Here is a 24151-nt window from a genome sequence, read left to right as displayed (position 1 = left end):
AGCCGAGTCCCGCGCTGCAACGGCGCGCCATACCGTCGCAGTTGATGGCAAAATGAAAAAGACCCTCCGATAGGTATCGGAGGGCTTCGTCAGAATTTACGATGTAATCAGCATCTTATCGCAACATTCTCAAGTGATGCCGAAAGATGCCGAGAGGCCCGGACTATTCCCACTCGATCGTCCCGGGCGGCTTGGAGGTCACGTCATAAACAACGCGGTTCACGCCTCGCACCTCGTTAATGATCCGCGTCGCGGTCTTGCCCAGGACATCCCAAGGAAATTGGTAGAAGTCAGCGGTCATGCCATCCGTGGAGGAGACGGCGCGCAGGGCCAGAACCTTCTCGTAAGTGCGGGCGTCGCCCATGACACCGACGGTCTTGACCGGCAGCAGGACGGCGAAGGCCTGCCAGATCTGGTCGTAGAGGCCGGCCTTGCGGATCTCGTCCAGATAGATGGCGTCGGCCTGTTGCAGGGTCTCGACGGCCTCGGGCGTGATCTCGCCGGGGATGCGGATGGCCAGGCCCGGTCCGGGGAACGGGTGGCGTCCCACGAAAGCGTCGGTCAGGCCCAGTTCGCGACCCAGGGCGCGGACCTCGTCCTTGAACAGTTCGCGCAGGGGCTCGACCAGTTTCAGTTTCATATAGTCGGGCAGGCCGCCGACGTTATGGTGGCTCTTGATCACGTGGGCCTTGCCGCTGGACGAGGACACGCTCTCGATGACGTCGGGATAGAGGGTGCCCTGGGCCAGGAATTCGGCGCCCTCGATCTTACTGGCTTCGCGGTCGAAGATCTCGATGAAGACGCGGCCGATGATCTTGCGCTTGGTCTCGGGGTCCGACTGGCCGGCCAGCTCACCCAGAAATTCTTTCGACGCATCAACATGAACGAGCGGGATGTTGTAGTGCTCTCGGAACAGGGTCGTGACTTGGGTCGCCTCGTCCTTGCGCAACAGGCCGGTGTCGACGAAGACGCAGGTCAGTTGATCGCCGATGGCCTCGTGGATCAGCACGGCCGCAACCGATGAATCGACGCCGCCCGACAGGCCGCAGATCACCTTGGCGTCGCCGACCTGTTCGCGGATCTGGGCGATCTTCTCGTCGCGATAGGCTGCCATGGTCCAGTCGCCCTTCAGCCCGGCGATGCCGTGGGTGAAGTTCTTGAGCATCTGATGGCCGCGCGGGGTGTGCATCACCTCCGGGTGGAACTGCACGCCATAGAAGCGGCGGGCCTCGTCGGCGATCACGGCATAGGGCGAGCCGGCCGAGGACGCGACGACGTCGAACCCTTCGGGGATGGCGACGATCTTGTCGCCGTGGCTCATCCAGACGGTTTCTTCCTCACCGACCGGAGCCAGGTCGGCGAGGAGGGGCGAGGTCTTCTCGACGGTGATCTCGGCGCGGCCGAACTCGCGGGTGTGCCCACCCTCGACCTTGCCGCCCAGTTGTTCGCACATGGTCATCTCGCCGTAGCAGATACCCAGCACCGGCACGCCGGCCTCGAACACGGCCTGGGGCGCGCGAGGGCTGCCCTCCTCGTGCACGCTCTCGGGACCGCCCGACAGGATGATGGCCGCCGGGTTCATCGCCACCAGGGCGCTTTCCGCTTTCTGGAACGGATGGATTTCGCAATAGACGCTGGCCTCGCGCAGGCGGCGCGCGATCAGCTGCGTCACCTGGCTGCCGAAATCGACGATGAGAACCTTCTGGTGCGGCGTGGTCATGGCGTGATCGAATCCGGGGAGAGTTGCGCGGGGTCTTGGCCTTGTGAGGCCAGAATTTCAAGCGCGGCGAGGCCCTCGGCCTCCAGCACGGCGATCAGGCGATCCAGAACCGCAGCCAGGTTTTCGTCCACGTGGTGCAGGGTCGAGGTCCAGTCCTCCAGCGCCTTCAGTTCGGCGCGGCCGTCCGACACGCCGCGCAGGGCGACGATCGGCACGCCGAAGGTCTGGGCTGACCGGACCAAAGCCCAGGTCTCCATGTCCACCATCTCGGCGTCGATGGCGTCATAGGCGGCGCCGGAGACGACGTTCGCACCCGTAGACAAGGTCGCCGCCGGCACGCCAGGGATGGGGCATGGCAGAGGCAGGATCGCGGGCTGGTCCAGCAGCGGCGTCACCCCCTTGGCGAACCCCAGGGCGCTGGCGTCCATGTCACGATAGGCGACCGACGCGGCTTGATAGACGCAGGCGTGTTCCAGCCCCCTCGACCCGCACGACCCCAGCGACACGATCAGGTCCGGCAGATCTCCCGCCGCCTCCCGCCGCGCCAGGGCGGCCGTCAGGGCGATGGCGGCCTCGACCGGGCCCACGCCGGTCATCAGCGGCTGGACGCGGGCCTGAAGGTGGGCGCCATATTCGGCGGGCGCGGCCATGACGCACAGGACGGACACAGGTCCGAACCGGTGCAGGCCGTGGCTCACTTGCGCGACCCCGTCAGATAGGTGTTCTCAAGCCACAGACTGCGCTCCGCCGTCCAGGTCAGCAGGCAGTCGGTGCGTGTGGCGGTCCCCGAAGCCGGATCGGATTGATCCGCTGCGCGGCTGTCGCAGGCCGCGTCGCGCGCCCGGATCCAGGCGCGTTGGCGGTCGCGTAGTTGCAGCGCTTCGGCACGGTCCAGGCCCTGACGCGCCGCGCGATAGGCGGCGTTCAGCGCGCGGTCCTCGTCCGCCAATGCGTTGTCGAGACAGGTCTGAAAACCCGCGCCCTTGGACTGCGACTGGCAGATCAAATAGGTATCCGAGCGATCCTGAACCGCCATAGAACCGGCGGTCAGGGCGAGAACCAGCGACGCGATCATGCCGTGCGCTCGTAAACGGCGGCGAAGAAGCCGTCGGTGTCGGCCGAGGCCGGCGACAGGCGCAGACGCGCGCCGGACGCCAGTTCGGCGAACTTGGCGCGGGCGGCGTCGGTCAGTTGCGGCGCCGACAGGACGTCGGCGACGGCGACCGGGCGGAAGTCGGGGTTGGCGGCCTCGAACGCGTCCGCGCTGGCCTCGTTCTCGCGCGCCAGCATCGAACAGGTGACATAGACCAGGCGGCCGCCCGGCTTCACCAGCTTGCCGGCCTGGCCCAGGATGCGGACCTGCAGCGCATGCACCTTGTCGACCTCTTCAGCCGTCAGACGCCAGGCGTCCTCGGGGCGACGACGCCAGGTGCCAGACCCCGAACAGGGCGCGTCCACGAAGACCAGGTCGGCCTGGCCGTTGACGGCTTCCAGCCCGCCGCCGTTCTGACCGATCAGGACCAGGTCCGCCTCGACGCCCGCGCGTTTCAGGCGCGGACGGATGTTCTCCAGCCGCTTGTTGACGACGTCGGCGGCGATCAGCTTGCCCTGCCCCGTCATGGCCTGGGCCAGACCCAGGGTCTTGCCGCCGCCGCCGGCGCAATAGTCCACCACCGTCGTGCCGGGTTGCGCCCCGGCCAGCCAGCAGACGACCTGGCTGCCTTCGTCCTGGATCTCGAACTTGCCGGCCTTGAAGCCGTCCAGCGCCTGGATGTTGGGCGGCGGCTCCGACGGCACGCGCAGGCCCAGCGTGGACCAGGGCGTGCGCGAGACCTCAAGCCCGGCGGCCCGCAGTTCGGCCTCGACCTCGTCCACCGTCGCGGCGGCGCCATTGACGCGCAGGTCGATGGGCGCGCGCGGCGCCATCAGGGCGTGGGCTTCTTCGGTCCAACGCTCGCCGAAGGTCGCCTTGAAATCCTCGACCACGAACTCGGGCAGGCCGGCCGCGACCCAGCCGGGCAGTTCGCCCTGCCCGCCGGTGATCCGGCTGCGTTCCTGTTTCGACAACGGACGCGGGCCATAGCCGTCGCCGGCGTGCAGGGCCTCGATCTCTTCGACGGACAGACCGTCGATGGCGTGCAGCGATCCGATCACCAGGGCGCGGCCGTCCTCGCGCCCGCCCATGATCCACGACAGGCGGCCGCGCGCGCGCAGCACTTTGTAAACCCGGTCGGCGATGGCGCGTCGGTCCTTGGACCCGGCGTAGCGGTTGGCGGTCCCCCAGGCCTTCATCACGGCCTCGGCCGGTTGGCGGCCCTGAGCGATGGAGTCCAGGACGGAGGCGGCGGCGGCGAGGCGGGCGGCTGGGGTCAAGTCAGGCTTTCAGGAAAAATAGGGACGCCAGGACCATGACCAGTCCCGCAAGCGAGACCACCCAGACCAGCGATCGGACATAGGGAACGCCAAAGGCGTAGAGCGGCACATAGACGACGCGCGCCCAGAAATAGAGCGCCGTCCCCCACACGGTCAGCGGACCGGCCGCGCCGATCACATGGGCGATCAGCACGGCGCCGATGAACAGCGGCAGGGTCTCATACAGGTTCGCCTGGGCGCGTTCGAGACGGCCGGTCAGCGGCTTCTTCGCCGCCGGCGTCTCGTCGCGCGCACCCGCATTCCACTTCGAGCCGAACTCGACCGTCCGCGCCCCGGCCGGCAGGAAGACCTGCACCAGCGCCAGGATCAACGTCAGGGCCAGATAGGTCAGTTCGGTCGTCATGGCCTTATCCCTGTCTGTAGTTCGGCGCCTCACGCGTGATCATCACGTCGTGGACGTGGCTCTCCCGCAGGCCCGCGCCGGTGATGCGCACGAAGCGCGCGCGCTCCTGGAAGTCCGCGATGGTGCCGGCGCCGACATAGCCCATGGAAGCGCGAAGCCCCCCGACCATCTGGTGAAGGACCGGGCTGATCGGCCCCTTGTAGGGCGTCTGACCCTCGATACCCTCCGGCACCAGCTTCTCGGACGAGACTTCCTTTTGGAAATACCGGTCCGCAGAGCCGCGCGCCATCGCGCCGACCGATCCCATGCCGCGATACGACTTGTAGCTGCGCCCCTGGTACAGGAAGACCTCGCCGGGGCTTTCGTCGGTGCCCGCGAACATCGAGCCCATCATGGCGACATTGGCCCCGGCCGCGATGGCCTTGGCCAGGTCGCCCGAATATTTGATGCCGCCGTCGGCGATGACCGAGGCGCCCGTACCGCGTGCAGCCCGCGCCGAGTCCATCACGGCGGTCAGTTGCGGCACGCCCACGCCCGCAACGATCCGGGTGGTGCAGATGCTGCCCGGCCCGATGCCGACCTTGACCGCGTCGGCGCCCGCGTCGATCAGGGCCCGCGTAGCATCATAGGTGGCGACGTTTCCGGCGATGATCTGCAGCCGGTTGTTCTCGCGCTTGATGCGCTCGACCACCTGGGCGACCGAGGCCGAGTGGCCGTGGGCGGTGTCGATCACCACCACGTCGCAACCCGCCTCGGCCAGCGCCATCGCCCGCTCGTAACCGGCGTCGCCGACCGTCGAGGCCGCGCCCACCAGCAGACGACCCTGGTCGTCCTTGGCCGCATGGGGGAAGGCCTGGGCCTTCTCGATGTCCTTCATGGTGATCAGGCCGACGGCCCGATAATCCTCGTCCACCACGATGACCCGTTCGATCTTGCGGGTCTTCAGCAGCTCGCGCGCCTCTTCGCGGCTGGCGCCCTCGCGCACCGTGATCAGATCGCCCGTGGTCATCAGCGAGGCCGCCGTGACGTTCAGGTCGCTCTCGAACCGCATGTCGCGGTGGGTCAGCATCCCGACCAGCTTGCCGGTGGCAGGATCGACGACCGGGAAGCCGGTGATCTTCTTGCGCGCCACGATCTCGCGTACTTCGCCCAGCGTCGTCTGCGGGCCGACCGTCACCGGATTGACCACCATCCCGCTCTCATAGCGTTTGACGGCGCGGACCTCGTCGGCCTGCTCCTCGATGGTCATGTTGCGGTGCAGAACACCCAGGCCGCCGGACTGGGCCATGGCGATGGCCAGGCGGCTTTCCGTCACCGTGTCCATGGCGGACGACAGCAGCGGGATGTTCAGTCTGATGTCGCGTGTCAGCTGAGTCGAGACATCGACCATCGCCGGCATGAACTCGGACGGGCCGGGTTCCAGCAAAACATCGTCGAAGGTCAGTCCTTCGCGTATCTCCATAGGGAGTCTCCGTTTTGCGGGCCGCGTATAACGGTCAGGAGGGGTCAACGGCAAGGGTCTTGCGGCTTATGGGCACAATAGATTTTATTGCTTTGCAACCCGCCGGGCCGACCACCATTCTTTTCACATGGTCGGCGTCATCCTCAGCACCGCGCGCAAACTGGCTCTGAAGATCGCCAGCTATGGCGTCATGCACCTGATCGTGGCGATCCTGGTGGCCTTCGCCATCACGCGCGATTGGCGCATCGCCCTGGCCGTCGGCATGGTCGAGCCGATCTTCCAGACCATCGCCTATTCTGTCCACGACCGCGTCTGGCACAAGGTCGAGCGGCGCCGCACGGCCTCCAACATCGAAGAAGCGACCGAGGCCTTCACCGCCCGCCTCGATATCATGTCACCGCAGGAACAGCGCCGTTCGCACGACGCCCATCACGGCCACAGCCACGCCCTGCCCCGATCCTTCAAACAGATCGCGTTGAAGACGATGACCTACGGCGTCATGCATTTCGCCGTGGCCGTCGCGGTCGCCTATGCCCTGACCAACGACATCCGCACGGCCCTCGCCATCGGCATGATCGAGCCTTTGGTTCAGACGGTCTTCTTCACCCTGCACGACCGCATCTGGGCCAGGATCGAAGACCGCCGGGCACGCGCCGCCGCCGTCACAGCCTAAAGCCAGTCGATCTCGGCGCCATGCGGCTGGCAGATCGTCAGGCGGCGCGTCTCGCTGCCGGGCCAGATCGTCAGGTCCAGCGCCGGTCTTCGATCCACGCTGCCCGAAGCCGCTTCGAAACGTAGCCAGGCCAGGGGCGCGGCCTCGGTCGCCTTCGCCCCGACCGCTTCGATATGCGCCCGGATACGCGCCTGGCTGTCGGGCGGGAAATACTGATAGGCGACGGTGTGCATGACGACGCGACAGACGCCCGGCTCTGGCGGCGGCCCCAGCTTCGCCTCCAGCCAGTCCGCCGCATCCGCCTTGTCGATCACGGCCGGATCGCCCCCAGCCAGATCCAGCGCCGCCTCCAGCCGCGCCAGACGCGCCCGCTGATCCGCCCAGACATAGGCGCTCAACCGTTCGCGCGTCGCCGGATCGCGCACATCCAGCGGGTTCTGATCGACGCCAGCCCGGCGCGCCACGATCACCTGCACCGACGGAGGCGAGGCGCCCGTCCACACAGGCTCCAACCGCACCGGCGATCCCGACGCACCCGCTTCGGTCTCACCCAGCCGATAGCCATAGCGATCCAGCACGGTGTTCAGCCCGGCGCTGGCGCCCAGCTCATACAGGGCGAAGGGCAGGCCGAATCGTTCGGCCAGCACCAGCAGACCCGCCATCAAGGCCGCCGACCGCCCGACCTCGTTGGTCTGCGGCGGCCCGTCCAGCCAGGGCGACAGGAACTCGGCCTGTTCGACCAGAACCCGCTCTACGACCGCCCAAAGCCCCTCGTCATCATCAGCGGCCGCCGGCGGATAGAGAGCCGACAGCGCCTTATCCCGTCCCGAACGCGCCAGGGCGTGCAGCCCGCCCATCAGCCTCAGCGGCAAGGCGTCGCCCTGGTGCGACGGCACGCCGGCCCACCTCAGCACCCGCCGCCCGATCTCGCCATCGGCCGTCAACCGCTCCCCGACCAGCCGACAAACCCGCCCGGTGAAGGGCGCCCCCGCCGCGGTGCAGATTACCGCCTGATCCAGAAACGCCTGCCGGACCAGCGCTTGGCTCATCGCTTGTTCAGCGCCACCAGGAAGACCTCGGCGCTGTTCTTTCGGCTTGATTCCGGCTTGACGTATTTCACCGTCTCGAACTCCTCACGCAGCCGCGCCAGAACCCCGCCGGCGTCGCCGCCCTGGAAGTTCTTGGAGACGAAGTTTCCGCCTGGCCTCAGCGTCCGAATGGCGAAGTCGGCGGCGATCTCGATAAGGGCGATGATCTTCAGGTGGTCCGTCTGACGGTGGCCGACCGTATTGTGCGCCATATCCGACAGCACCAGGTCCGGCGCCCCGCCGATGGCGTCGATCAGTTGCTGGTCCACGCCCGGATGGGTGAAGTCGGCCTGCAACAGGGTCGAACCGGGAATCGGCTCGATCATCAGCAGGTCCACGCCCGCCACCGCGCCCGCGCCGCGATTGACCGCCACCTGGATCCAGCCGCCCGGCGCCGCGCCCAGGTCGATGACCTTGCAGCCGCGCTTGATCAGGTGAAATTTGTCGTCGATCTCGATCAGCTTGAAGGCCGCGCGCGAGCGCCAGCCCTCGGCCCGCGCCTTCTCCGACCATTTGTCGGCAAGTTGCCGTTTGATCCACTGCTGGCTCGACATCGACTTGGTGTCGGCCGTCTTCATTTTCGTGCCCATGCCGCGTCCGGCGGCGGTTCCGCCGGTGGGCGGTTTGACCATTCGGCGGCGCTCTTGGGGCTTTTCGTCTTCACTCATCGTTCCCACATAGCCCCGACCGGCGTTGCGGGCTATGTCCCGCCTCAAATCAACCCCCAAGAGGACGACCGAAATGGCCGAAACCCTGACCTTCACCCTGGACACCGGCGACGGCGAAGCCCGCGAGGTGGTCATCAAACTGCGCTCGGACCTGGCCCCCGGCCACGTCGAACGCATTACCGAACTGGCCTCGGAAGGCTTTTATGACGGCGTCGTCTTCCACCGCGTGATCCCGGGTTTCATGGCCCAGGGCGGCGATCCGACCGGCACCGGCACCTCGGGTTCCAAGAAGCCGAACCTGAAGGCAGAGTTCTCGGCCGAGCCGCACAAGCGCGGCGTCTGCTCGATGGCCCGGACGTCCGATCCCAACAGCGCCAACTCGCAGTTCTTCATCTGCCTGGACGACGCAACCTTCCTGGACCGCCAGTACACCGTCTGGGGCGAAGTCGAATCCGGCATGGAACACGTCGACGCCCTGCCCAAGGGCGAGCCGCCGCGCGCCCCCGGCAAGATCGTCAAGGCGACGGTCAACTAAGGCTACAATCTTGACGTTTCTCGACGATGGCTTTCAGTTGCGAGACTGATCCATCGTCGGGGGACGATCACCGTGCGTATTCTTCTGGTCATCGAGCCGTCCGGCGGCGGCTCGGGACGTCACGTGGTCGATCTGGCCCGCGCCCTAATCCAGAGCGGCCATCAGGTTTCGCTGATCTATTCGCCGCAACGCGCCGACGGCTGGTTTCAGACCGAGGTCGCCGCCCTCACTCTCAACGCGCTCGAACGCCTGCCCATGCGGCGCGGCGTCGGTCCTTGGGACATCGCCTCACTCCGCGCCCTTAATCGCCTTATCGCCCGCCTGGGTCCGTTCGAGATCGTGCACGGCCACAGCGCCAAGGCCGGCGCCCTAATTCGTCTGGCCCGCGCCCCCGGCGCCGCCCGCATCTACACCCCCCACGCCTTGCCGATGATGGGTCCGCCCGGCCCGTCGAAGACCGTCGCCGGCATAGCGGAGTTCCTGCTGGCCCAAGTAGGCGGTGACGCCATCATCGCGGTGTCCGAAGAGGAAGCCGCCGTCGCACGCCGCTGGGGCCTGCCTCCACGTCGCCTCCACGTCGTCCCCAACGCCTTGGCCGCCCTGCCGTCCACGGATCGTCAGGCGGCCCGACGGGCACTGGACCTCCCCGACGACGCCCTCGCGGTCGGTTTCGTCGGCCGCCTTTGCGCGCAGAAGGACCCCGTCCGCTTCGCCCAAGCCGTGCGTCTGGCGAACGCCGCAGACCCGCGCGTCATCGGCGTCCTGATCGGCGACGGCGACCTGGCCCCGGCGGTCCAGGCTGCGGACGGCAAGGCCGTGCGGCTGATGGGCGGCCGCGACGCTCGCTCCCTGATGGCGGGCTTCGACCTGTTCGCCATGACGAGCCGATACGAGGCCGGTTCCTACGCCATGATCGAGGCCGCCGCCTTGGGCCTGCCGATCGTGACCACCGACGTCGGCGGCGTCGCTCACCTGATCCAGGCCGGCGCCCGCATCAACCGCCTGCCCCAGGACGCCGCGCCGGACGATCTGGCCCAGGCGATGCTCGCCGCGCTCCAAAGCCGAGTTGTTCCCCTCCCCGTCGCGAGGACCGCCCTGTGCGCGTCGCGGATGGCCGACCAAACGGTCCAGATCTACCGCGACGCCTTCGCCCTGAGGCGCCTGGGTGGCTGAGCCCCTCTTCATCAACGGCCGCTTCCTGACCCAGCCTATGAGCGGGGTGCAACGCTATGCCCGAGAGATCGTCCGCGCCCTGGACCACCGGCCCGGCGCCGCCGACCGCTACGTCCTGCTGACGCCCGTCGGCGCCGACGATCTCAAGCTTACAAAGATCCCCGTCCAGACCGTGCCGGGCGGACGCGGCCACCTTTGGGAGCAGACCGCCCTGGCCTGGGCGTCGCGCCACGGCCGCCTCTTGTCGCTGGGCGGCTCAGGCCCCGTTCTGCATCCCCGACAGGTCGTCGTGGTCCATGACGCCGCCGTCTTTCGCCATCCCGACCATTTCCGTCGAGGCTACGCCGCCTTCCACCGGACCCTCGGCCGACTGCTGGCACGCCGCGCGCGACTGGCGACCGTGTCCGAGTTTTCTCGGCAAGAATTAGCGGCCGTGCTCAATCTGTCGCCCTCCGACATCACCGTGGCCCCGAACAGCGCCGACCATCTTCGCAACATCACGCCAGACCCCGCCGTCATCGACAGCCTAGACCTGACGGGCCGTCCCTATTTCGTGGCTCTCGGCAATCTGACGCCGAACAAGAATCTGGCCGTCGCAATCCGCGCTCTCGCCCGCCTGGACGACCCGACCATTCGCCTGGTTCTGATCGGCGCGCGCCCGTCCGCGATCTTCGATCAACCCGCCATCCAGACCGACCCGCGCCTGATCTTCGCCGGCCGGCTTTCCGACGCCGAAGTCGCAGCCCTGCTCGACGGCGCGCACGGCCTCATATTCCCAAGCCTCTATGAAGGTTTCGGCATTCCTCCGCTGGAAGCCTTCGTACACGGCTGCCCGGTCATCGCCTCGGACATCGCCGCGACGCGAGAGGTCTGCGCCGACGCCGCCCTCTATTTCTATCCCCACGACGACGCGACCCTGGCCGACCACATGACCCGCCTGCTGACCGAAACAGACCCCGCCCGCCGCGACGCCGGTCTGCACCGCACCGCGCTCTATTCCTGGTCCCGCTCTGCCGAAATCCTGGACGATCTTCTGACCAGCACCTGCCGATAGATCGCCCTGTGGGCGTCGATGATGGAGGCTTCGGTCCACATCGGCGCGCCGCCCCCGGCGAACCGCCAACGCTCCGGCCTCGCCAGCACCTCGCCCATGGCCCGCGCCAGCGCGCCTTCGTCACCCGGCTCCACCAGGGTCGCCGCACCGGCGCCGCTCACCGCATCCGGCAGTCCACCGATGCGTGACGCAATCACGCCCCGCCTCTGCTGCACCGCCTCGACCACGACCCGCCCGAACGGCTCGGCCCAGACGGACGGTGCGATCAGAACATCCACAGTGGGCCAGAAGTCAGCCGCCTCCACCTGCCCCAGCCAGACGATGCGCGGATCGGCATAGACCCGCCTCAGCCGCTGCACATAGGCGGCCTCGCCCCGCCCTGCGATCCGCAGCCGCCAGTCGCCCTCCAATATCGTCGCCGCGCGCAACAGGACTTCGATCCCCTTCTCCGGCTCGACCCGCCCCATGAAGCCGAAGGTCACGACCGGATCGTCCGCCAGCGACGGCCGACCCGAAACCATCGCCTCCGCCGCCGCATTGCCGACCACGGACGCCGCCGCACCCCGAAAATACCCGGCGGCCCTATGCGCCTCCAACACCGGCCGGCTCAGTGCGATCACATGATCCACCGCCTGCGCGCGCTTCGCCGCCGTCAGCACCACGCACGATCCGCAACGCCGCTCGCAGCGCCGCCCGCGCCGGAACATCGACGCCCGCGCGCACATCATCGACCAGTCCCGCAGCGTCTGCACCAGCGGCAGGTCCCGCCGCGCCGCCGCCCGATAGACCGACAGCGAAAATCCCGTCGTCAGATGCAGATGGATCAGGTCGGGCCGAACACACTCCACCACCCGATCGACCGCCCCATCCATCCACGGATTGGCGGCCTCCACCCCATGCCACCCGGCGCGCCGGACCGCCGACCGACGCTCGCCGTCATAGGGCCAATAGAGATTGTTCAGCGGCAGGCGATGCACCGAAACGCCCTCGACCGCCGCCTCGACCGTCTCGCGTCCGGGCTGAAGCGTCAGCACCGACACCTCCGTCCCCGCACGCACCAGCCCCTGCGCCAACTGCGCCACGCTGCGTTCCGCGCCCCCGACCTGGGCCGGCGGATACAGGGCGTTGACGATCAGCACCCTCACGGCGCCACCGGCCTTCGCAACGCCAGCGCCGCGACCAGACACGACAGGAAGACGAACCCCGCCCCCTGCGTCAGGTCCTCGCTGAACAAGGTCATCAGCAGATAGACGGACAGCGGCGTCAACGCGTCCAACCGCGCCGCCGACCACAGATGCAGCCCCAGCATGATCAGGGCCGCGATCACACCCACGGTCCGCGCCATGAACAGATAACCGTTGTGGCTGACCGACAGCGCCCGAAATGTCCCCATCTCCTCCGCCGACACCCAGCCCGCGCCCAGCGGCCGTTGAAACACCAGATCGACGGTTCGTCCCCACGTGGCCATCCGCCCCGCAAGATTTTCCTCAAGAGTCGCTCGGTCGAACCGACCCGCAAACCGGCCGCCATCGATATCGAAACGCCCGGTCTGTAGCGCCAACAATCCGGCCGCCAGCACGCAGATCGCCAACACCATCCCCAGCGGCCTGACCCGCTCGCGCCGCCGCCATCCCACAACAATGCGAGCCAGAACCGCGAGAACGCCGGCCGCAATCCCGCCCCGTGACAAGGTGCTGACGAAGCCCATGATCGCCAGGGCGCCCCCGCCCCACGTCGTCGTTCCTGCCATCCAACGCCGCCCCGCCAGGATCACCCCGGCCGGAACGGCAAGGCCGATCATGGCCATCGCCGCGTTCGGATGTTCAGTCAGGGTCGTGATCCGAACCTGAGCGGACGCCGTGGTGACGACCGCCCGCGGAGACGCCAGCCCGACGCCCTGCAGCGCCTCCAACCCAAACAGCAGCGTCAGCCCATAGGTCGCCAGATGGCCCACCGCCCCGATCAGGATCGCCGCAAACAACAACCGCCGCCGCGCCGCATCCCTCAGGATCAGGCTCGCCACCGCCGGCGCGACCCCCGCCGATGCGATCCAGCGAAACCAGAAGGCCGCGTCCGACGCATTCAACCGCTCGCCGACCCGCGACGCCTGAAGCAACAGCGTGACCATCAGAAAGAAGACCGCGACCACTCCTGCCGCCTTCAGCACCCGCCTCATCCGTCGCCATTCCACGCCGATCAGCGGCAGGGCGAACAGCAGCGCCAAATCCCCCAAACGCGGCCCGCCGACATGACCCGGCGTCAGAAAGATCGGCGCCGTCACACCCAGCCCCAGCAGGACCAGCACCACCCGCTGGTAGACCGCGCCAACCTGGGACCGCCTCAGGCCGGCTCGCCGCCTCGGCCCTAGGACGGCGTGCAATGCTCGACCTTCGGATCGAACTGCGCGCCATCGGCGACGCCCGCGACCAGAACCCCAGCCTTTCGCCATCGCCCCCGCAATGCCAGCCGGCCGGCGATCCGCAAACGCGACGCGACATAGCGCAAAGCCGACGCCCGCCCCTCATGCCGTCGCTTGGCCAGGATGACGTTGCGCGTCAGATAACGGTGCAGCCGCTCCCGCCCCGGATCGACCTCGGTCTCTATGCTCAGCCGTCCCGGGGCCGCGCGCACATGGACCACCCGGCTGGCGGCGACCAGATACCCCGCCCCGTCGCGCGACAGGCGCAGCGTATATTCCGTATCGTCGCCCCAGATGAACATGGGCGCCAGCGGCAGGCCGTGCCGCATCACCGCCGCCCGGCTGACCAGCACCGAGACGAACGTCGCCTGCCGCACCGGGACCAATCCCTGCTCCAGCCGCTCTCCCCAGGCCGGATAGCCCAGCGCGTTCTCGCGCCGGTCGATCTCCGGCGTATTGGTCAGATGCCCTTGTGGCGAGCGCACACTGGAGCACAGAAAGGCAGGCGCTACGCCATCGGCCGCCAAAGCCGCCTCCGCCTGCAACAGCGCCTCCAGCGCATCGGGCGCGGCAAGCACATCGTCGTCCATCAGCCACAGCCGATCAGCTCCGGCCTCGACCGCCGCACGAATCCCCGCGTTGAACCCGCCCGCCCCGCCGGTATTGACCGGCATCCGCACCACCATCGCCTTGCCCGCCCAGGCGTCAGCCAGCATATCGGCCGTGCCGTCGTCGCTGGCGTTGTCGACCACCACCACCCCATCGCAGTGCCGCGTCTGGGCGATCAGATGCGCCAGACAGCGCTCCAGCAGCGCGCGCCGGTTCCACGTCACCACGACGGCCCAGACCGAGCGTTTCACGCCGCCATCCTGGCCACGGCCCGCGCCAGCGATTTCTCGACCAAACTCAGCGCCCGCCCCACCGCCTGATCCATGTTGTAATACTGAAAATCCGCCAACCGCCCGGCGAACCAGACCTTGCCCGCCAACGTCGCCGCCATCGCCCGATACTGGGCCGCCAAACCGCGAGAAGCCTCGGACAGGACCGGATAATAGGGCGCGTTCACCCCGACCTCATGCGCGACCGGATATTCGGTCACGGTCGCCGTCGTCGCGCCCCGCTCGCCGGTCAGATGGCGAAAGTCGGTGATGCGGGTGAAGTCGAACTCATTGGGATAGTTGACGGTCCCGACGGGCAGGCCGTCCTCGACATCCACCACCTGATGGTCGAACCGCACGCTGCGATAGGGCAAGGCACCCGCCGACCGCCCGAAATAGTCGTCTAACGGCCCGCAATAGACCATGCGGTCCCACGTCTGCGCCTCGATCTGATCCATGCCGGTGTTCAGCGACACATGGATGTTGGGGTGGTCGAGCAACCGGTCGAACAAGGCCCCATAGCCGTCGCGCGGCATGGCCTGGTATCGGTCGGTGAAATAGCGGTCGTCACGGCTGATCGCGACCGGCACGCGCGCCAGGACCGACGCGTCCAGCGCATCGGCGGCCATGCCCCACTGTTTGGCGGTGTAGTTCGCGAACAGCTTGTCGAACACATAGTCCGACAGGACCTTCAGGTCCGCGTCATCCGCCGCCTGCCTCAGGTCATGAATGCTGGGGCGCGCGCCGAACCCGAACCTCTGGACCAAGGTGTCCGACAGCCGTTCCGCCATCCGCTCGGGAAACAGCAGCCGCATCGAATCCAGATTGAACGGCACGGGAACCAGCCGCCCGTCCACATGCCCCCGGACCCGATGGAAATAGGGCCTCCACGCCGTGAATTGGCTCAGATAATCGAAGATGCGCCCACTGTTGGTGTGAAACACGTGGGGGCCATAGGGGTGTATCAACCGCCCGCCCTCGTCGCGCCGGTCGTACGCATTGCCGCCGACATGATCGCGCCGGTCGATCACTAGCACGGTCTGATCCAGCCCGCGCGCCAGCCGCTCGGCGACCACCGCGCCGGTGAAGCCCGCCCCGACGATCAGCCAGTCATACCGCCTGGACATCACGCCTCCCGCCGCCCTGGAACAGCGACGCCCAGTGCGCCTTCAGGCAGACCAGACAGGCGAGGACCACCGCCGTCTCACCGACGATCCGCGCCCACGCCATGCCGGCGGCCCCGAACGTCGGCGCCAGCAGAACCGCCGGTCCCAGCGTCGCGACGCACCCCACCCCCACGATCAGGGCGAACCGCCGATCCATGCGAAGCGGCGTCATCAGGTGCAGCCCCAGCACCTGGCTGATCGCCACTAGCGGCAGAACCCAGGCCAGCGGCCTCAACACCTCCACCGCCGGCGCGAACCCCTCCCCAAACAACAGCCGGACAATGATCGGCGCCCCCAGCGTCAGACCCGCCGCCAGCACGAGGAAGACCGCCACGGAAAGCGCCAACACCCAGCGCGCGGTGTGAAAGGCCGCCTCCGCATCCTCGACCAGCAGCCCCGCGATCCGGGGCGCGATCAGTCCGGCCAGCGGCCGCATCAACGACCCCGACGCCGAGACCAGCCGGTCCGCCACGCCATACAGCGCCGCCTGCACAGGCCCGGCCAGGGCCGCGACCATCAGAACCCCCGCTCCCGTATAGGCCACGACTGCCGCCCGGCTGGCGAACAGAGGCGCCCCCTCGACCAGCGCCCGCCGCACGAATCCTCGTCCGGGCGCCGTCACCGCCTGACGCCGCAACAGCAGCACTCCGCTCGCGATCAACCCGGCCCAAACGCCCGACGCCTGAACCGCCATCACCCCGCCGACCGTCAGGCTGGGCCACGCCAGGACTGCGACCGTCGCCGCCAACGCAAATCCGACCTCCAGCATCGCCGCCGGCGCCGGATCGCGGATCCCCTGAAAGAACCACAACAGACTGGCGCCCTGCCCCACGCCCAGCAGAAGCGCCATCGCCACAACGACCCCCGCGCCGTCCAGCACAGGATTGATCACCGCCAGACCGACGCCGACGACGACGGCCGGCGCCACCAACACGCCACGCATCGCCAGCGCCTGCCCCACGATGGCGGCCCGCCCCTCGACCGTCCCGGCGATGTCGCGCGGCCCGGACAGCGAAAGCCCATAATCGACGACCACCGCCACGATCAGCGCCAGCGCGATCCCCGCCGCATAGACCCCGAACCCGTCCAACCCCAGGCGTCGGGTCAGGACCGGATAGAGCAACAGGGGCGAGACATACCGGGCGACATGGGCCCCATACAGCCAGCCGGCGTCGGCCAAGCCGCGCACAGACAGCAATCGGTGACCGTCTTCTCCCAATTGCCGCCCCCGCGATCAACTCAGGGGTGAGATTTAGACACGCACAACCATGTTCGCAAGCCCGTCGTCAGCTCGCCTTGGTCAGCCGAAACGGCCCTCGGCCCAGCGCGCGGCGAAATAGCCGCCCGTCGCCGCCGCCATGGTCAACACCGTGCCCCAGATCAGATCGATCACCGTCAGCTTGGTCTGCCAGACCGCCAGCGTCGCCTGATTGGTCAGGTCGTAGGTGGCGTAGGCGACGAAGCCCAGGACCGCCCCGTTGATCGCCGCCCGCGTCCAGTTCCCCTCCTTCAGGGCCGGGACGATGGCCAGGAAGACCGTTCCCGCGATGGAGATCAGATAGAAGGCCACCGCCGCCTTCATGTCCGGCTTGTCCAGCATGATCGGCCCGAGCACCGGCTTGTACAGCCGGTCGGTCATGGTCGTCAGCCAGACGAAATCGATGGCTGCGAATGTCAGGCCCGCCCCAAGGTATGCCGCGACATATTTGATCATGCTCGTATCCTCAGACGGGTTTCAGGCGATAGTGGCTGACCGCCCAGGTGCGGCCCTCGTCGTTGCCGAACAGGCCGGCGGTCGCCAGGTAGAACCGCCGCCAGCGCCGGGTCCACAGTTTGGCGTCGTCGCCATAGGTCTCGCGCATCAACACCGCGACCCGCTCGGCGTTCCGGTCCATGTTCGCCAGCCAGTCGTTCGCCGTCCTGGCGTAATGTCCGCCGTTCCAGGTCCATTCCTGCTCGACTGCGAACAGGTCGGGGAATTGCCGGATCAGGCCGTGACTGGGCATGACGCCGCCGGTGAAGAAGTGCTGGGCGATGAAGTCGCCGCTGTCGGTGTGATCGAACCGATAGGGGGCGTCGCGGTGCGTGAAGACGTGGATGAACATCCGCCCGTCGTCCTTCAGCCAGCCCCGCGCCTTGGTCAGCAGGGCGCGCCAGTTTGCCATATGCTCGAACATCTCGACCGAGACGATACGGTCGAACCGCTGATCGGTCTGAAACGCGTTCATGTCCCGCGTGATGACCGTCAGGTTGGTCAGGCCCCGCTGCGCCGCCTGGGCCTCGATATGGCCGCGCTGGCCATGGCTGTTCGAAACCGCCGTGATCTTTGAATTGGGATATTTCTCGGCCATCCACAGCGACAGCGAACCCCAGCCGCAGCCCATCTCCAGGATCGTCTGCCCGTCGCTCAGCTCGGCATGGGCGCAGGTCTCGGCCAGCGCCGCCTCCTCCGCCTGATCCAGCGTCTCGCGCCCCGTCGGATAAAGGCAGCACGAGTATTTCAGCCGCTTGCCCAGGCACAGCTGGAAGAACTCGGGCGGCAGTTCGTAATGCTGTTCGTTGGCCGCATCGGTGTGTTCGGCGATGGCGCGCTGGGCCATCTCGTGCGCGAACGCCGCCTCGTCGTGCGGGCCGTCGCGATCCAGCCGCTTGCGCGCCTCGCTCACCAGGCTGTCGATCGCCGGCCGTGTCACGAAATCCGGAAACGGCGCGTCCTGAAGCTGGCGAATGGCGACATTGGTCAGGTTCATCAGGGCGTCCTTGGCGATCAGGCAGAGCTTGCAGGTTTCATGGAATACGCCGTTCCGCCACGGGCGGATGCATCCGCCCTTGAACACGGCGCCGACGATGCCGACATCAGGTCCGAGCCTGCATGATTTCAGACGAAGTGCACACTTTGCACCCTGTTTTTTCGAAGCCGGGTCGGCGTCGTTTCAGACCAATCAGACGAATTAGACTCTGTTTTTTGCGTCGACCGTCTGAAATCGCCGCGTCGGATCGACGCCACGACTTGCCCCTCGCCTTCCCCCGCGTTAGGCGTGATCCAAAGCGCCGATATTCATCAGGCAATGAAAAAAGGGAGAGCGATGGGAAAGATCTACGCTGACGTCACGTCCGCGCTGGAGGGGCTGACCTTCGACGGCATGACGGTCATGTCCGGGGGCTTCGGCCTGTGCGGCATCCCCGAGAACCTCATCGCCGCCCTCCGCGACAGCGGCGTCAAGGGCCTGACGGTCATCTCCAACAACGCCGGCGTCGACGGTTTCGGCCTGGGCCAGCTGCTCGGCACCCGCCAGATCGCCAAGATGATCTCGTCCTACGTCGGCGAGAACAAGGAGTTCGAGCGCCAGTATCTGGCCGGCGAGCTGGAGCTGGAGTTCAATCCCCAGGGCACTTTGGCCGAGCGCATCCGCGCCGGCGGCGCGGGCATCCCCGCCTTCTTCACCGCCACCGGCGTCGGCACCCTGGTCGCCGAGGGCAAGGAAGTCCGCAACTTCGACGGCCGCGACTACGTCATGGAGACCGGCCTGATCGCCGACCTGTCCATCGTCAAGGCCTGGAAGGCCGACGAACGCGGCAACCTCGTCTTCCGCAAGACCGCCCGCAACTTCAACCCGATGATGGCCACGGCCGGCAAGGTTACGGTCGTCGAGGTCGAGGAGATCGTCCCCGTCGGCTCGCTCGATCCCGACCACATCCACACGCCGGGCATCTACGTCGACCGCCTGGTGCAGACCGTGTCCGAGAAGCGCATCGAACAGCGGACCGTGCGTCCCCGCGCGACGGCGGGCTCAAGTAGCGAAGCGGTAGCCCGCAAGGAGCAAGCATAATGCCCCGCACCCGCGAACAACTCGCCGAACGCGCCGCCCAGGAACTGCAGGACGGCTTCTACGTGAACCTGGGCATCGGCATCCCGACCTTGGTCGCCAACTACATCCCCGCAGGCATGACCGTGACCCTGCAATCCGAGAACGGCATGCTGGGCATGGGCCCCTTTCCCTATGAGGGCGACGAGGACCCCGACCTGATCAACGCCGGGAAACAAACGATCACCGAGATCCCGGAGTCGTCCTACTTCAGCAGCGCCGACAGCTTCGCCATGATCCGCGGCGGCCATATCAACCTGTCCATCCTGGGCGCGATGGAAGTGGCCCAGAACGGCGACATCGCCAACTGGATGATCCCCGGCAAGCTGGTGAAGGGCATGGGCGGCGCAATGGACCTGGTCGCGGGCGTGAAGCGCGTGGTCGTGGTCATGGAACACGCCAACAAGCACGGCCAGTCCAAGGTGCTGAAAGCCTGCACCCTGCCCCTGACGGGAACCGGCATCGTCAGCCGCATCATCACCGACCTGGCGACCTTCGACGTCAAGCCGGACGGCGCGGGCCTTGAGCTGGTCGAACTCGCCGACGGCGTCACCCTGGATGAGGTCGCCGCCAAGACCGAGGCCGCCTATACCGTTGCGGCGGCCTTGCAGGCCGCCTGACGCACCTGCCGCCGCCTCGGGATCTACCGGGGCGGCGCAGGCTCCAGCCTGCGATAGGCGGCGCCGACGAAGGCCAGGGTCAGCGGCGCCTGAACGCCCGTCAGCACGACGGCGAAGACGACCCAGCCCGCCAACCCCGACAGCAACCCCGCGCCCCATAGCAACACCAAGCCGATCTTGGGCGCCGCCGTCACGATCAGGCCGGCCAGCAATGGCCAGAAGGCGCCGCGCGCGATGCTCATGCTTTGCAGGGACACCATATGGCCGCGCCCGATGGTCGCCGGCGCAAACAGGGACAGCCGAACCGTGAAGGCGACGACGGCGAACAGGGCGAAGACCGTCACCAGCGCCAGAAGCACCAGCTTCCAGACCGGACCGACCGCGCTCCACTGGCGCAGTTCGATGGCTTGGGCGTTCAGCTCGGCCATGCCGAACAGGGCCAGCAGCACCAGGGCGACGACCGACAGGATCATGGCCAGGAAGACCGCGCACAGCAGGCCGGCGCCGAGCAGGCGCAACTCGGGCCGGCCGAACTGAAGCCCCGCTGGCCCCAGGCCCAGCCGCCGCGCCTGCGGCAAGTCCTCCGTGATGGCTATCCGGCCAAGCGCGCCGGCCAGCACCAGCGTCGCTACCAAGCCGAACGGCGCCCAGATCAGGCTCGCAGCGCCCACAGCCGACGGCTGGATGCCCCAGACCACGGCTGCCGCCAGGATTGCGCCCCAGGCCGCGCGCCACAGGCGAGGCAGGGCATTGACCGTCGCCGACAGCGTCTCGCCCAGTCGCAGAACCCGATGCCCGTTCAAATCTCGCCCCCGATTACCGGCGGCGGATATAGCAGGGGACCATGACACCGCGCCACCCGCCCGCTAGAAGGCCGCGATGATCGCTTCCTCTCCCTCCCCCATCCACGTCATCGGCGGGGGCCTGGCCGGCTCCGAGGCCGCCTGGCAGATCGCCAACGCCGGCGTGCCCGTTATCCTGCACGAGATGCGCGGCGTTCCCGGCGTCAAGACCGACGCCCACCATACCGACGGCCTGGCCGAGTTGGTCTGCTCAAACTCCTTCCGCTCGGACGACTGGGAGCACAACGCCGTGGGCCTGCTGCATGCCGAGATGCGCGCGCTGGATTCGATCATCATGGCCTGCGGCGACATCAATCAGGTGCCGGCCGGCGGCGCCCTGGCCGTGGACCGCGACGCCTTCTCCCAGGCCGTAACCGCAAAGCTGTCGGCCCACCCCCTGATCACCATCGTGCGCGAGGAGGTCGCCGGCCTGCCGCCCGAGGACTGGGACAATGTCATCGTCGCCACCGGCCCCCTGACCTCGCCCGCCCTGGCCGAGGCCATCCTGAAGGCGACGGGCGAGGAAAGCCTCAGCTTCTTCGACGCCATCGCCCCCATCGTCCACGCTGACTCGATCGACTTCGACATCGCCTGGCGTCAGTCACGCTATGACAAGGAAGGCCCCGGCGGCGACGCCGCCGCCTACGTCAACTGCCCGATGGACAAGGCGCAATACAGCGCCTTCATCGACGCCCTGATCGACGGCCCCAAGGCCGAGTTCAAGGAATGGGAGAATGTGCCCTATTTCGACGGCTGCCTGCCCATCGAGGTCATGGCCGAGCGTGGCCGCGAGACCCTGCGCCACGGCCCGATGAAGCCCGTCGGCCTGACCAATCCGCGCGATCCGCTGGTCAAGGCCTACGCCATCGTCCAACTGCGCCAGGACAACGCCTTGGGCACCCTGTTCAACATGGTCGGCTTCCAGACCAAGCTGAAGCATGGCGCGCAGGCCGAGACCTTCCGCATGATCCCCGGACTGCAGAACGCCCAGTTCGCGCGTCTGGGCGGCCTGCACCGCAACACCTATCTGAACAGCCCGCACCTGTTGGACCGCCAGCTGCGCCTCAAGGCCATGCCGCGCCTGCGTTTCGCCGGTCAGGTGACGGGGGTCGAAGGCTATGTCGAAAGCGCCGCCATGGGCCTTCTGACCGGCCGCCTCGCCGCCGCCCAGGCCCTTGGTCGCGACCTGTCGCCGCCGCCGCCCGAGACCGCCATGGGCGCCTTGGTAGAGCACATCACCGGCGGGCACCTAGCAGGTTCGAAGTTCCAGCCGATGAACATCAACTACGGCCTGCTGCCCCCGCTGGAGGCGCCCAAGGTCGACGAGGCCGGCGTCAAGATCCCCCTCAAGGAACGCGGCCGCGCCAAGAAGCGCCTGATGAGCATCCGAGCGATGGAAAGCCTCAAGGCCTGGCGCGACGCGCGCTGATCCTCAAGGCCGGGTCGCTCAGCGCAGCTTGGGCAGGCCCGGCCGGAACCCCAGCGTCATCACGCCCAGCAGGATCACGCCGACGCCCATCAGCACCCAGGCCTGGGTCAGGTCGGCCAGGTGGTCGCGCAACAGGCCGGCGCCCAGCGGCGACAGGCTGGCGATGATGTAGCCGCCGCCCTGAACGAAGGCGAGCAGGTCGCCGGACCGGGCAGGATCGTTGATCTGATCCATCGCCAGGATCAGGCTCAGGGGGAAGATGGCGCCGATCCCCAGCCCGAGGACCAGCACCACCGGAACCGCCAGACTGACCGGCGCGACCACCAGTCCCGCCAGACCAATCAGGGCCAGAACCAGCGCCGCCAGGATCGGGCCGCGCCGATCCGGGAAGCGGCCGATGGTCATCGACACCAACAGCCCCGCCATGACCTCGGCGCCGGTCATCCCGCTGAGCAGATAGCCCGCCGTCGCCCTCGGCTGCCCCAGATCGATGTAAAAGGGCGGCAGCCAGGCCAGCACCAGCGTATAGGCCGACGTGCCCAACCCCATGATCAGGATCAGACGCCAGGCCCGTCCCTGGCGCCAGAAGGGAAGCTCCGGGTCCGTCGCCTCGACCACGGCGGCGCGGTTCGGCTCCTCGGCCGCCGGATCGCGTGAAGCCGCCAGCCAGATGATCGCGGCCGCAAAGGCAGGCACGCTCCACAGCGCCAGCGTCCCTGCCCAACCGACCGCATCGGCCAGGCCCGCAGCCGTCGCCGCCGCAATAGCCGCACCGCCCATGATGCCGGTGGTGTAGAGCGCCATGACCGTGCCGAACTGAGCCGGAAAGGCCCGCTTGATGACGACCGGCGCTAAGGCCTGAATCAGCGCCACGCCCACCCCGACGACCGCCGCGCTGGCGATCAGGCCCGCCGTATCGCTCAGCACCGCGCGAACCAGGCATGCCCCGCCGATCAGCAGAGCGCCCAGCAAGACCCCGCGCCGCTCGCCCAGCCGACGACGCAACGGCCGGATCGACAGGGCGCCGAGACCGATCATCAGCACGGGCAAGGTGGTCAGCAGGCTGGCGGCGGTCGAGCCCATGCCCGTCGCGCCTTCGATCAGGTCCAGCAGCGGCCCGACCGCCGCCATCGCCGGACGCAGGTTCAGCGCCAGGGCGACGATGGCCGCCAGCACCAGCAGCGAAGCACCACGCGTCGGCGCGGCGTCTGGTCGTGCGGTCATGATGAGACTCCCACTGAAAATCGCGCTAGTCTCTCCACCTCAAGTATCTTGATGTCAAGGTAACCATGCCCGACAGAGCCTCTCGCGCCGCCGCCCAATGGGCCATCCAACGCCCCGATCTGGACATGCTGCCGATGGAGGTGTTGGGCCGCCTGAATGAGGCGTCGCAGCTGGTGATCCGCGAACGCCAGACGCCGCTGTTTGCGGGTTATGGCCTGCAGCATGGCGAGTTCGACGTGCTGGCGACGCTGCGTCGCTCAAGCGAGCGAGACGGGCTGACGCCGACGGCGCTATTCGAGGCGGCGATGATGTCGTCCGGCGGCATGACCGCCCGCATCGACCGGTTGGAAAAGGCGGGTCTGGTCGAGCGCCGCCCGCACCCGAGCGACCGCCGCGCCACCCTGGTCCGCCTGACCGACAAGGGTTTCGACCTGATCGATTCGATCATGCCCAGCCATCAGGACACGGCGCGAGAGGCGCTGGCGGGGTTGTCGCTTGAGGAACAGAAGACGTTGAACGCTCTGCTGGCGCGCCTGATCGGCGGCCTGACCGGCTAGG

The 24151-nt window shown here is 67.8% G+C and carries 25 protein-coding genes; 8 read left to right on the top strand and 17 right to left on the bottom strand.

All coding sequences use genetic code 11. The annotated features are described in order from the left end of the window. Window positions 1-163: 163 nt before the first annotated feature. Genes guaA through guaB form a run of 6 tightly spaced genes read right to left on the bottom strand, consistent with a single transcriptional unit; the run spans window position 164 to window position 5958 of the window. Window positions 164-1720 carry a glutamine-hydrolyzing GMP synthase gene (gene guaA / locus ACZZZD_RS01100; RefSeq protein WP_463431840.1) on the bottom strand — a complete coding sequence of 519 codons (1557 nt, stop codon included), beginning with the start codon at window positions 1718-1720 and terminating at the stop codon, window positions 164-166. Continuing rightward, on the bottom strand, window positions 1717-2418 hold the full coding sequence (locus ACZZZD_RS01095) for a 5'-methylthioadenosine/S-adenosylhomocysteine nucleosidase (RefSeq protein WP_463431839.1): 702 nt from the start codon (window positions 2416-2418) through the stop codon (window positions 1717-1719). Before ACZZZD_RS01095 ends, guaA begins: the two co-directional genes overlap by 4 nt. Next, entirely contained in the window at window positions 2415-2795 is a 381-nt protein-coding gene (locus tag ACZZZD_RS01090; RefSeq protein WP_463431837.1) for a lysozyme inhibitor LprI family protein, read from the bottom strand. The genes ACZZZD_RS01095 and ACZZZD_RS01090 overlap by 4 nt, the downstream gene beginning before the upstream one ends. Further along, a complete protein-coding gene (locus ACZZZD_RS01085) occupies window positions 2792-4093 on the bottom strand; it encodes an RsmB/NOP family class I SAM-dependent RNA methyltransferase (protein ID WP_463431835.1) in 1302 nt (433 codons plus the stop codon). The genes ACZZZD_RS01090 and ACZZZD_RS01085 overlap by 4 nt, the downstream gene beginning before the upstream one ends. Window position 4094: 1 nt before the next feature. Then, window positions 4095-4496: an MAPEG family protein gene (locus tag ACZZZD_RS01080; protein WP_463431833.1), complete on the bottom strand. Its 402-nt coding sequence runs from the start codon at window positions 4494-4496 to the stop codon at window positions 4095-4097. A 4-nt stretch (window positions 4497-4500) separates the two neighbouring features. Beyond that, complete coding sequence (gene guaB, locus ACZZZD_RS01075) at window positions 4501-5958, bottom strand: IMP dehydrogenase (protein ID WP_463431831.1); 1458 nt, start codon at window positions 5956-5958, stop codon at window positions 4501-4503. Between the two features lie 127 nt (window positions 5959-6085). Here guaB and ACZZZD_RS01070 point away from each other — a divergent pair, with 127 nt between their 5' ends. Continuing rightward, window positions 6086-6631 carry a DUF2061 domain-containing protein gene (locus tag ACZZZD_RS01070; RefSeq protein WP_463431829.1) on the top strand — a complete coding sequence of 182 codons (546 nt, stop codon included), beginning with the start codon at window positions 6086-6088 and terminating at the stop codon, window positions 6629-6631. Here ACZZZD_RS01070 and ACZZZD_RS01065 read toward each other — a convergent pair. Both ACZZZD_RS01065 and ACZZZD_RS01060 read right to left on the bottom strand, forming a co-directional pair. Beyond that, on the bottom strand, window positions 6628-7680 hold the full coding sequence (locus ACZZZD_RS01065; RefSeq protein ID WP_463431827.1) for a DUF2332 domain-containing protein: 1053 nt from the start codon (window positions 7678-7680) through the stop codon (window positions 6628-6630). The genes ACZZZD_RS01070 and ACZZZD_RS01065 overlap by 4 nt on opposite strands. Next, a complete protein-coding gene (locus tag ACZZZD_RS01060) occupies window positions 7677-8387 on the bottom strand; it encodes an RlmE family RNA methyltransferase (protein WP_463431825.1) in 711 nt (236 codons plus the stop codon). Before ACZZZD_RS01060 ends, ACZZZD_RS01065 begins: the two co-directional genes overlap by 4 nt. 73 nt (window positions 8388-8460) lie before the next feature. On the opposite strand from ACZZZD_RS01060, the gene ACZZZD_RS01055 reads away from it, so the two are divergent. The 3 genes from ACZZZD_RS01055 to ACZZZD_RS01045 all read left to right on the top strand — a co-directional run bounded on the left by ACZZZD_RS01055 (window position 8461) and on the right by ACZZZD_RS01045 (window position 11149). After that, the gene (locus ACZZZD_RS01055; RefSeq protein WP_463431823.1) at window positions 8461-8922 is read left to right on the top strand and encodes a peptidylprolyl isomerase; all 462 of its coding nucleotides are present in this window, start codon (window positions 8461-8463) and stop codon (window positions 8920-8922) included. Window positions 8923-8994: 72 nt separating this feature from the next. Beyond that, on the top strand, window positions 8995-10095 hold the full coding sequence (locus tag ACZZZD_RS01050; RefSeq protein ID WP_463431821.1) for a glycosyltransferase family 4 protein: 1101 nt from the start codon (window positions 8995-8997) through the stop codon (window positions 10093-10095). Then, window positions 10088-11149 carry a glycosyltransferase family 4 protein gene (locus ACZZZD_RS01045; RefSeq protein WP_463431819.1) on the top strand — a complete coding sequence of 354 codons (1062 nt, stop codon included), beginning with the start codon at window positions 10088-10090 and terminating at the stop codon, window positions 11147-11149. Before ACZZZD_RS01050 ends, ACZZZD_RS01045 begins: the two co-directional genes overlap by 8 nt. On the opposite strand, the gene ACZZZD_RS01040 is transcribed toward ACZZZD_RS01045, so the two are convergent. From ACZZZD_RS01040 to ACZZZD_RS01010, 7 genes are all read right to left on the bottom strand, one after another. Continuing rightward, window positions 11089-12294 (bottom strand): glycosyltransferase family 4 protein, encoded by a 1206-nt coding sequence (locus ACZZZD_RS01040; protein ID WP_463431817.1) that lies wholly within the window; start codon window positions 12292-12294, stop codon window positions 11089-11091. The genes ACZZZD_RS01045 and ACZZZD_RS01040 overlap by 61 nt on opposite strands. Further along, the gene (locus tag ACZZZD_RS01035) at window positions 12291-13529 is read right to left on the bottom strand and encodes an O-antigen ligase family protein (RefSeq protein ID WP_463431815.1); all 1239 of its coding nucleotides are present in this window, start codon (window positions 13527-13529) and stop codon (window positions 12291-12293) included. Before ACZZZD_RS01035 ends, ACZZZD_RS01040 begins: the two co-directional genes overlap by 4 nt. Continuing rightward, the gene (locus ACZZZD_RS01030) at window positions 13514-14428 is read right to left on the bottom strand and encodes a glycosyltransferase family 2 protein (protein WP_463431813.1); all 915 of its coding nucleotides are present in this window, start codon (window positions 14426-14428) and stop codon (window positions 13514-13516) included. Before ACZZZD_RS01030 ends, ACZZZD_RS01035 begins: the two co-directional genes overlap by 16 nt. After that, the gene (glf, locus tag ACZZZD_RS01025) at window positions 14425-15573 is read right to left on the bottom strand and encodes a UDP-galactopyranose mutase (RefSeq protein WP_463431811.1); all 1149 of its coding nucleotides are present in this window, start codon (window positions 15571-15573) and stop codon (window positions 14425-14427) included. Before glf ends, ACZZZD_RS01030 begins: the two co-directional genes overlap by 4 nt. After that, a complete protein-coding gene (locus tag ACZZZD_RS01020) occupies window positions 15557-16801 on the bottom strand; it encodes an oligosaccharide flippase family protein (protein ID WP_463436051.1) in 1245 nt (414 codons plus the stop codon). The genes glf and ACZZZD_RS01020 overlap by 17 nt, the downstream gene beginning before the upstream one ends. Before the next feature lie 111 nt (window positions 16802-16912). Further along, a complete protein-coding gene (locus ACZZZD_RS01015) occupies window positions 16913-17326 on the bottom strand; it encodes a DUF2177 family protein (protein ID WP_463431809.1) in 414 nt (137 codons plus the stop codon). A 10-nt stretch (window positions 17327-17336) separates the two neighbouring features. Next, a complete protein-coding gene (locus ACZZZD_RS01010) occupies window positions 17337-18362 on the bottom strand; it encodes an SAM-dependent methyltransferase (protein ID WP_463436049.1) in 1026 nt (341 codons plus the stop codon). A 336-nt stretch (window positions 18363-18698) separates the two neighbouring features. Here ACZZZD_RS01010 and ACZZZD_RS01005 point away from each other — a divergent pair, with 336 nt between their 5' ends. Together ACZZZD_RS01005 and ACZZZD_RS01000 are read left to right on the top strand one after the other, a co-directional pair. Beyond that, complete coding sequence (locus ACZZZD_RS01005; protein WP_463431807.1) at window positions 18699-19442, top strand: CoA transferase subunit A; 744 nt, start codon at window positions 18699-18701, stop codon at window positions 19440-19442. Further along, window positions 19442-20098, top strand: coding sequence for a 3-oxoacid CoA-transferase subunit B (locus ACZZZD_RS01000; RefSeq protein WP_463431805.1), 657 nt, complete (start codon window positions 19442-19444; stop codon window positions 20096-20098). Before ACZZZD_RS01005 ends, ACZZZD_RS01000 begins: the two co-directional genes overlap by 1 nt. Window positions 20099-20121: 23 nt before the next feature. Here ACZZZD_RS01000 and ACZZZD_RS00995 read toward each other — a convergent pair whose 3' ends face one another. Continuing rightward, window positions 20122-20901: a hypothetical protein gene (locus ACZZZD_RS00995; RefSeq protein ID WP_463431803.1), complete on the bottom strand. Its 780-nt coding sequence runs from the start codon at window positions 20899-20901 to the stop codon at window positions 20122-20124. Between the two features lie 76 nt (window positions 20902-20977). On the opposite strand from ACZZZD_RS00995, the gene trmFO reads away from it, so the two are divergent. Next, window positions 20978-22369 (top strand): methylenetetrahydrofolate--tRNA-(uracil(54)-C(5))-methyltransferase (FADH(2)-oxidizing) TrmFO, encoded by a 1392-nt coding sequence (trmFO, locus tag ACZZZD_RS00990; RefSeq protein ID WP_463431801.1) that lies wholly within the window; start codon window positions 20978-20980, stop codon window positions 22367-22369. Window positions 22370-22387: 18 nt separating this feature from the next. Here the strand turns inward: trmFO and ACZZZD_RS00985 are convergent, their stop codons facing one another. Then, the gene (locus tag ACZZZD_RS00985) at window positions 22388-23593 is read right to left on the bottom strand and encodes an MFS transporter (RefSeq protein WP_463431799.1); all 1206 of its coding nucleotides are present in this window, start codon (window positions 23591-23593) and stop codon (window positions 22388-22390) included. A 65-nt stretch (window positions 23594-23658) separates the two neighbouring features. Here ACZZZD_RS00985 and ACZZZD_RS00980 point away from each other — a divergent pair, with 65 nt between their 5' ends. Beyond that, entirely contained in the window at window positions 23659-24150 is a 492-nt protein-coding gene (locus tag ACZZZD_RS00980) for a MarR family winged helix-turn-helix transcriptional regulator (RefSeq protein WP_463431797.1), read from the top strand. Window position 24151 lies beyond the last annotated feature (1 nt).

The organism is Brevundimonas sp. AC546, assembly GCF_979258305.1.
The sequence above is the reverse complement of the archived record's forward strand: the minus strand, read 5'-3'. Positions and strand labels throughout refer to the sequence as shown.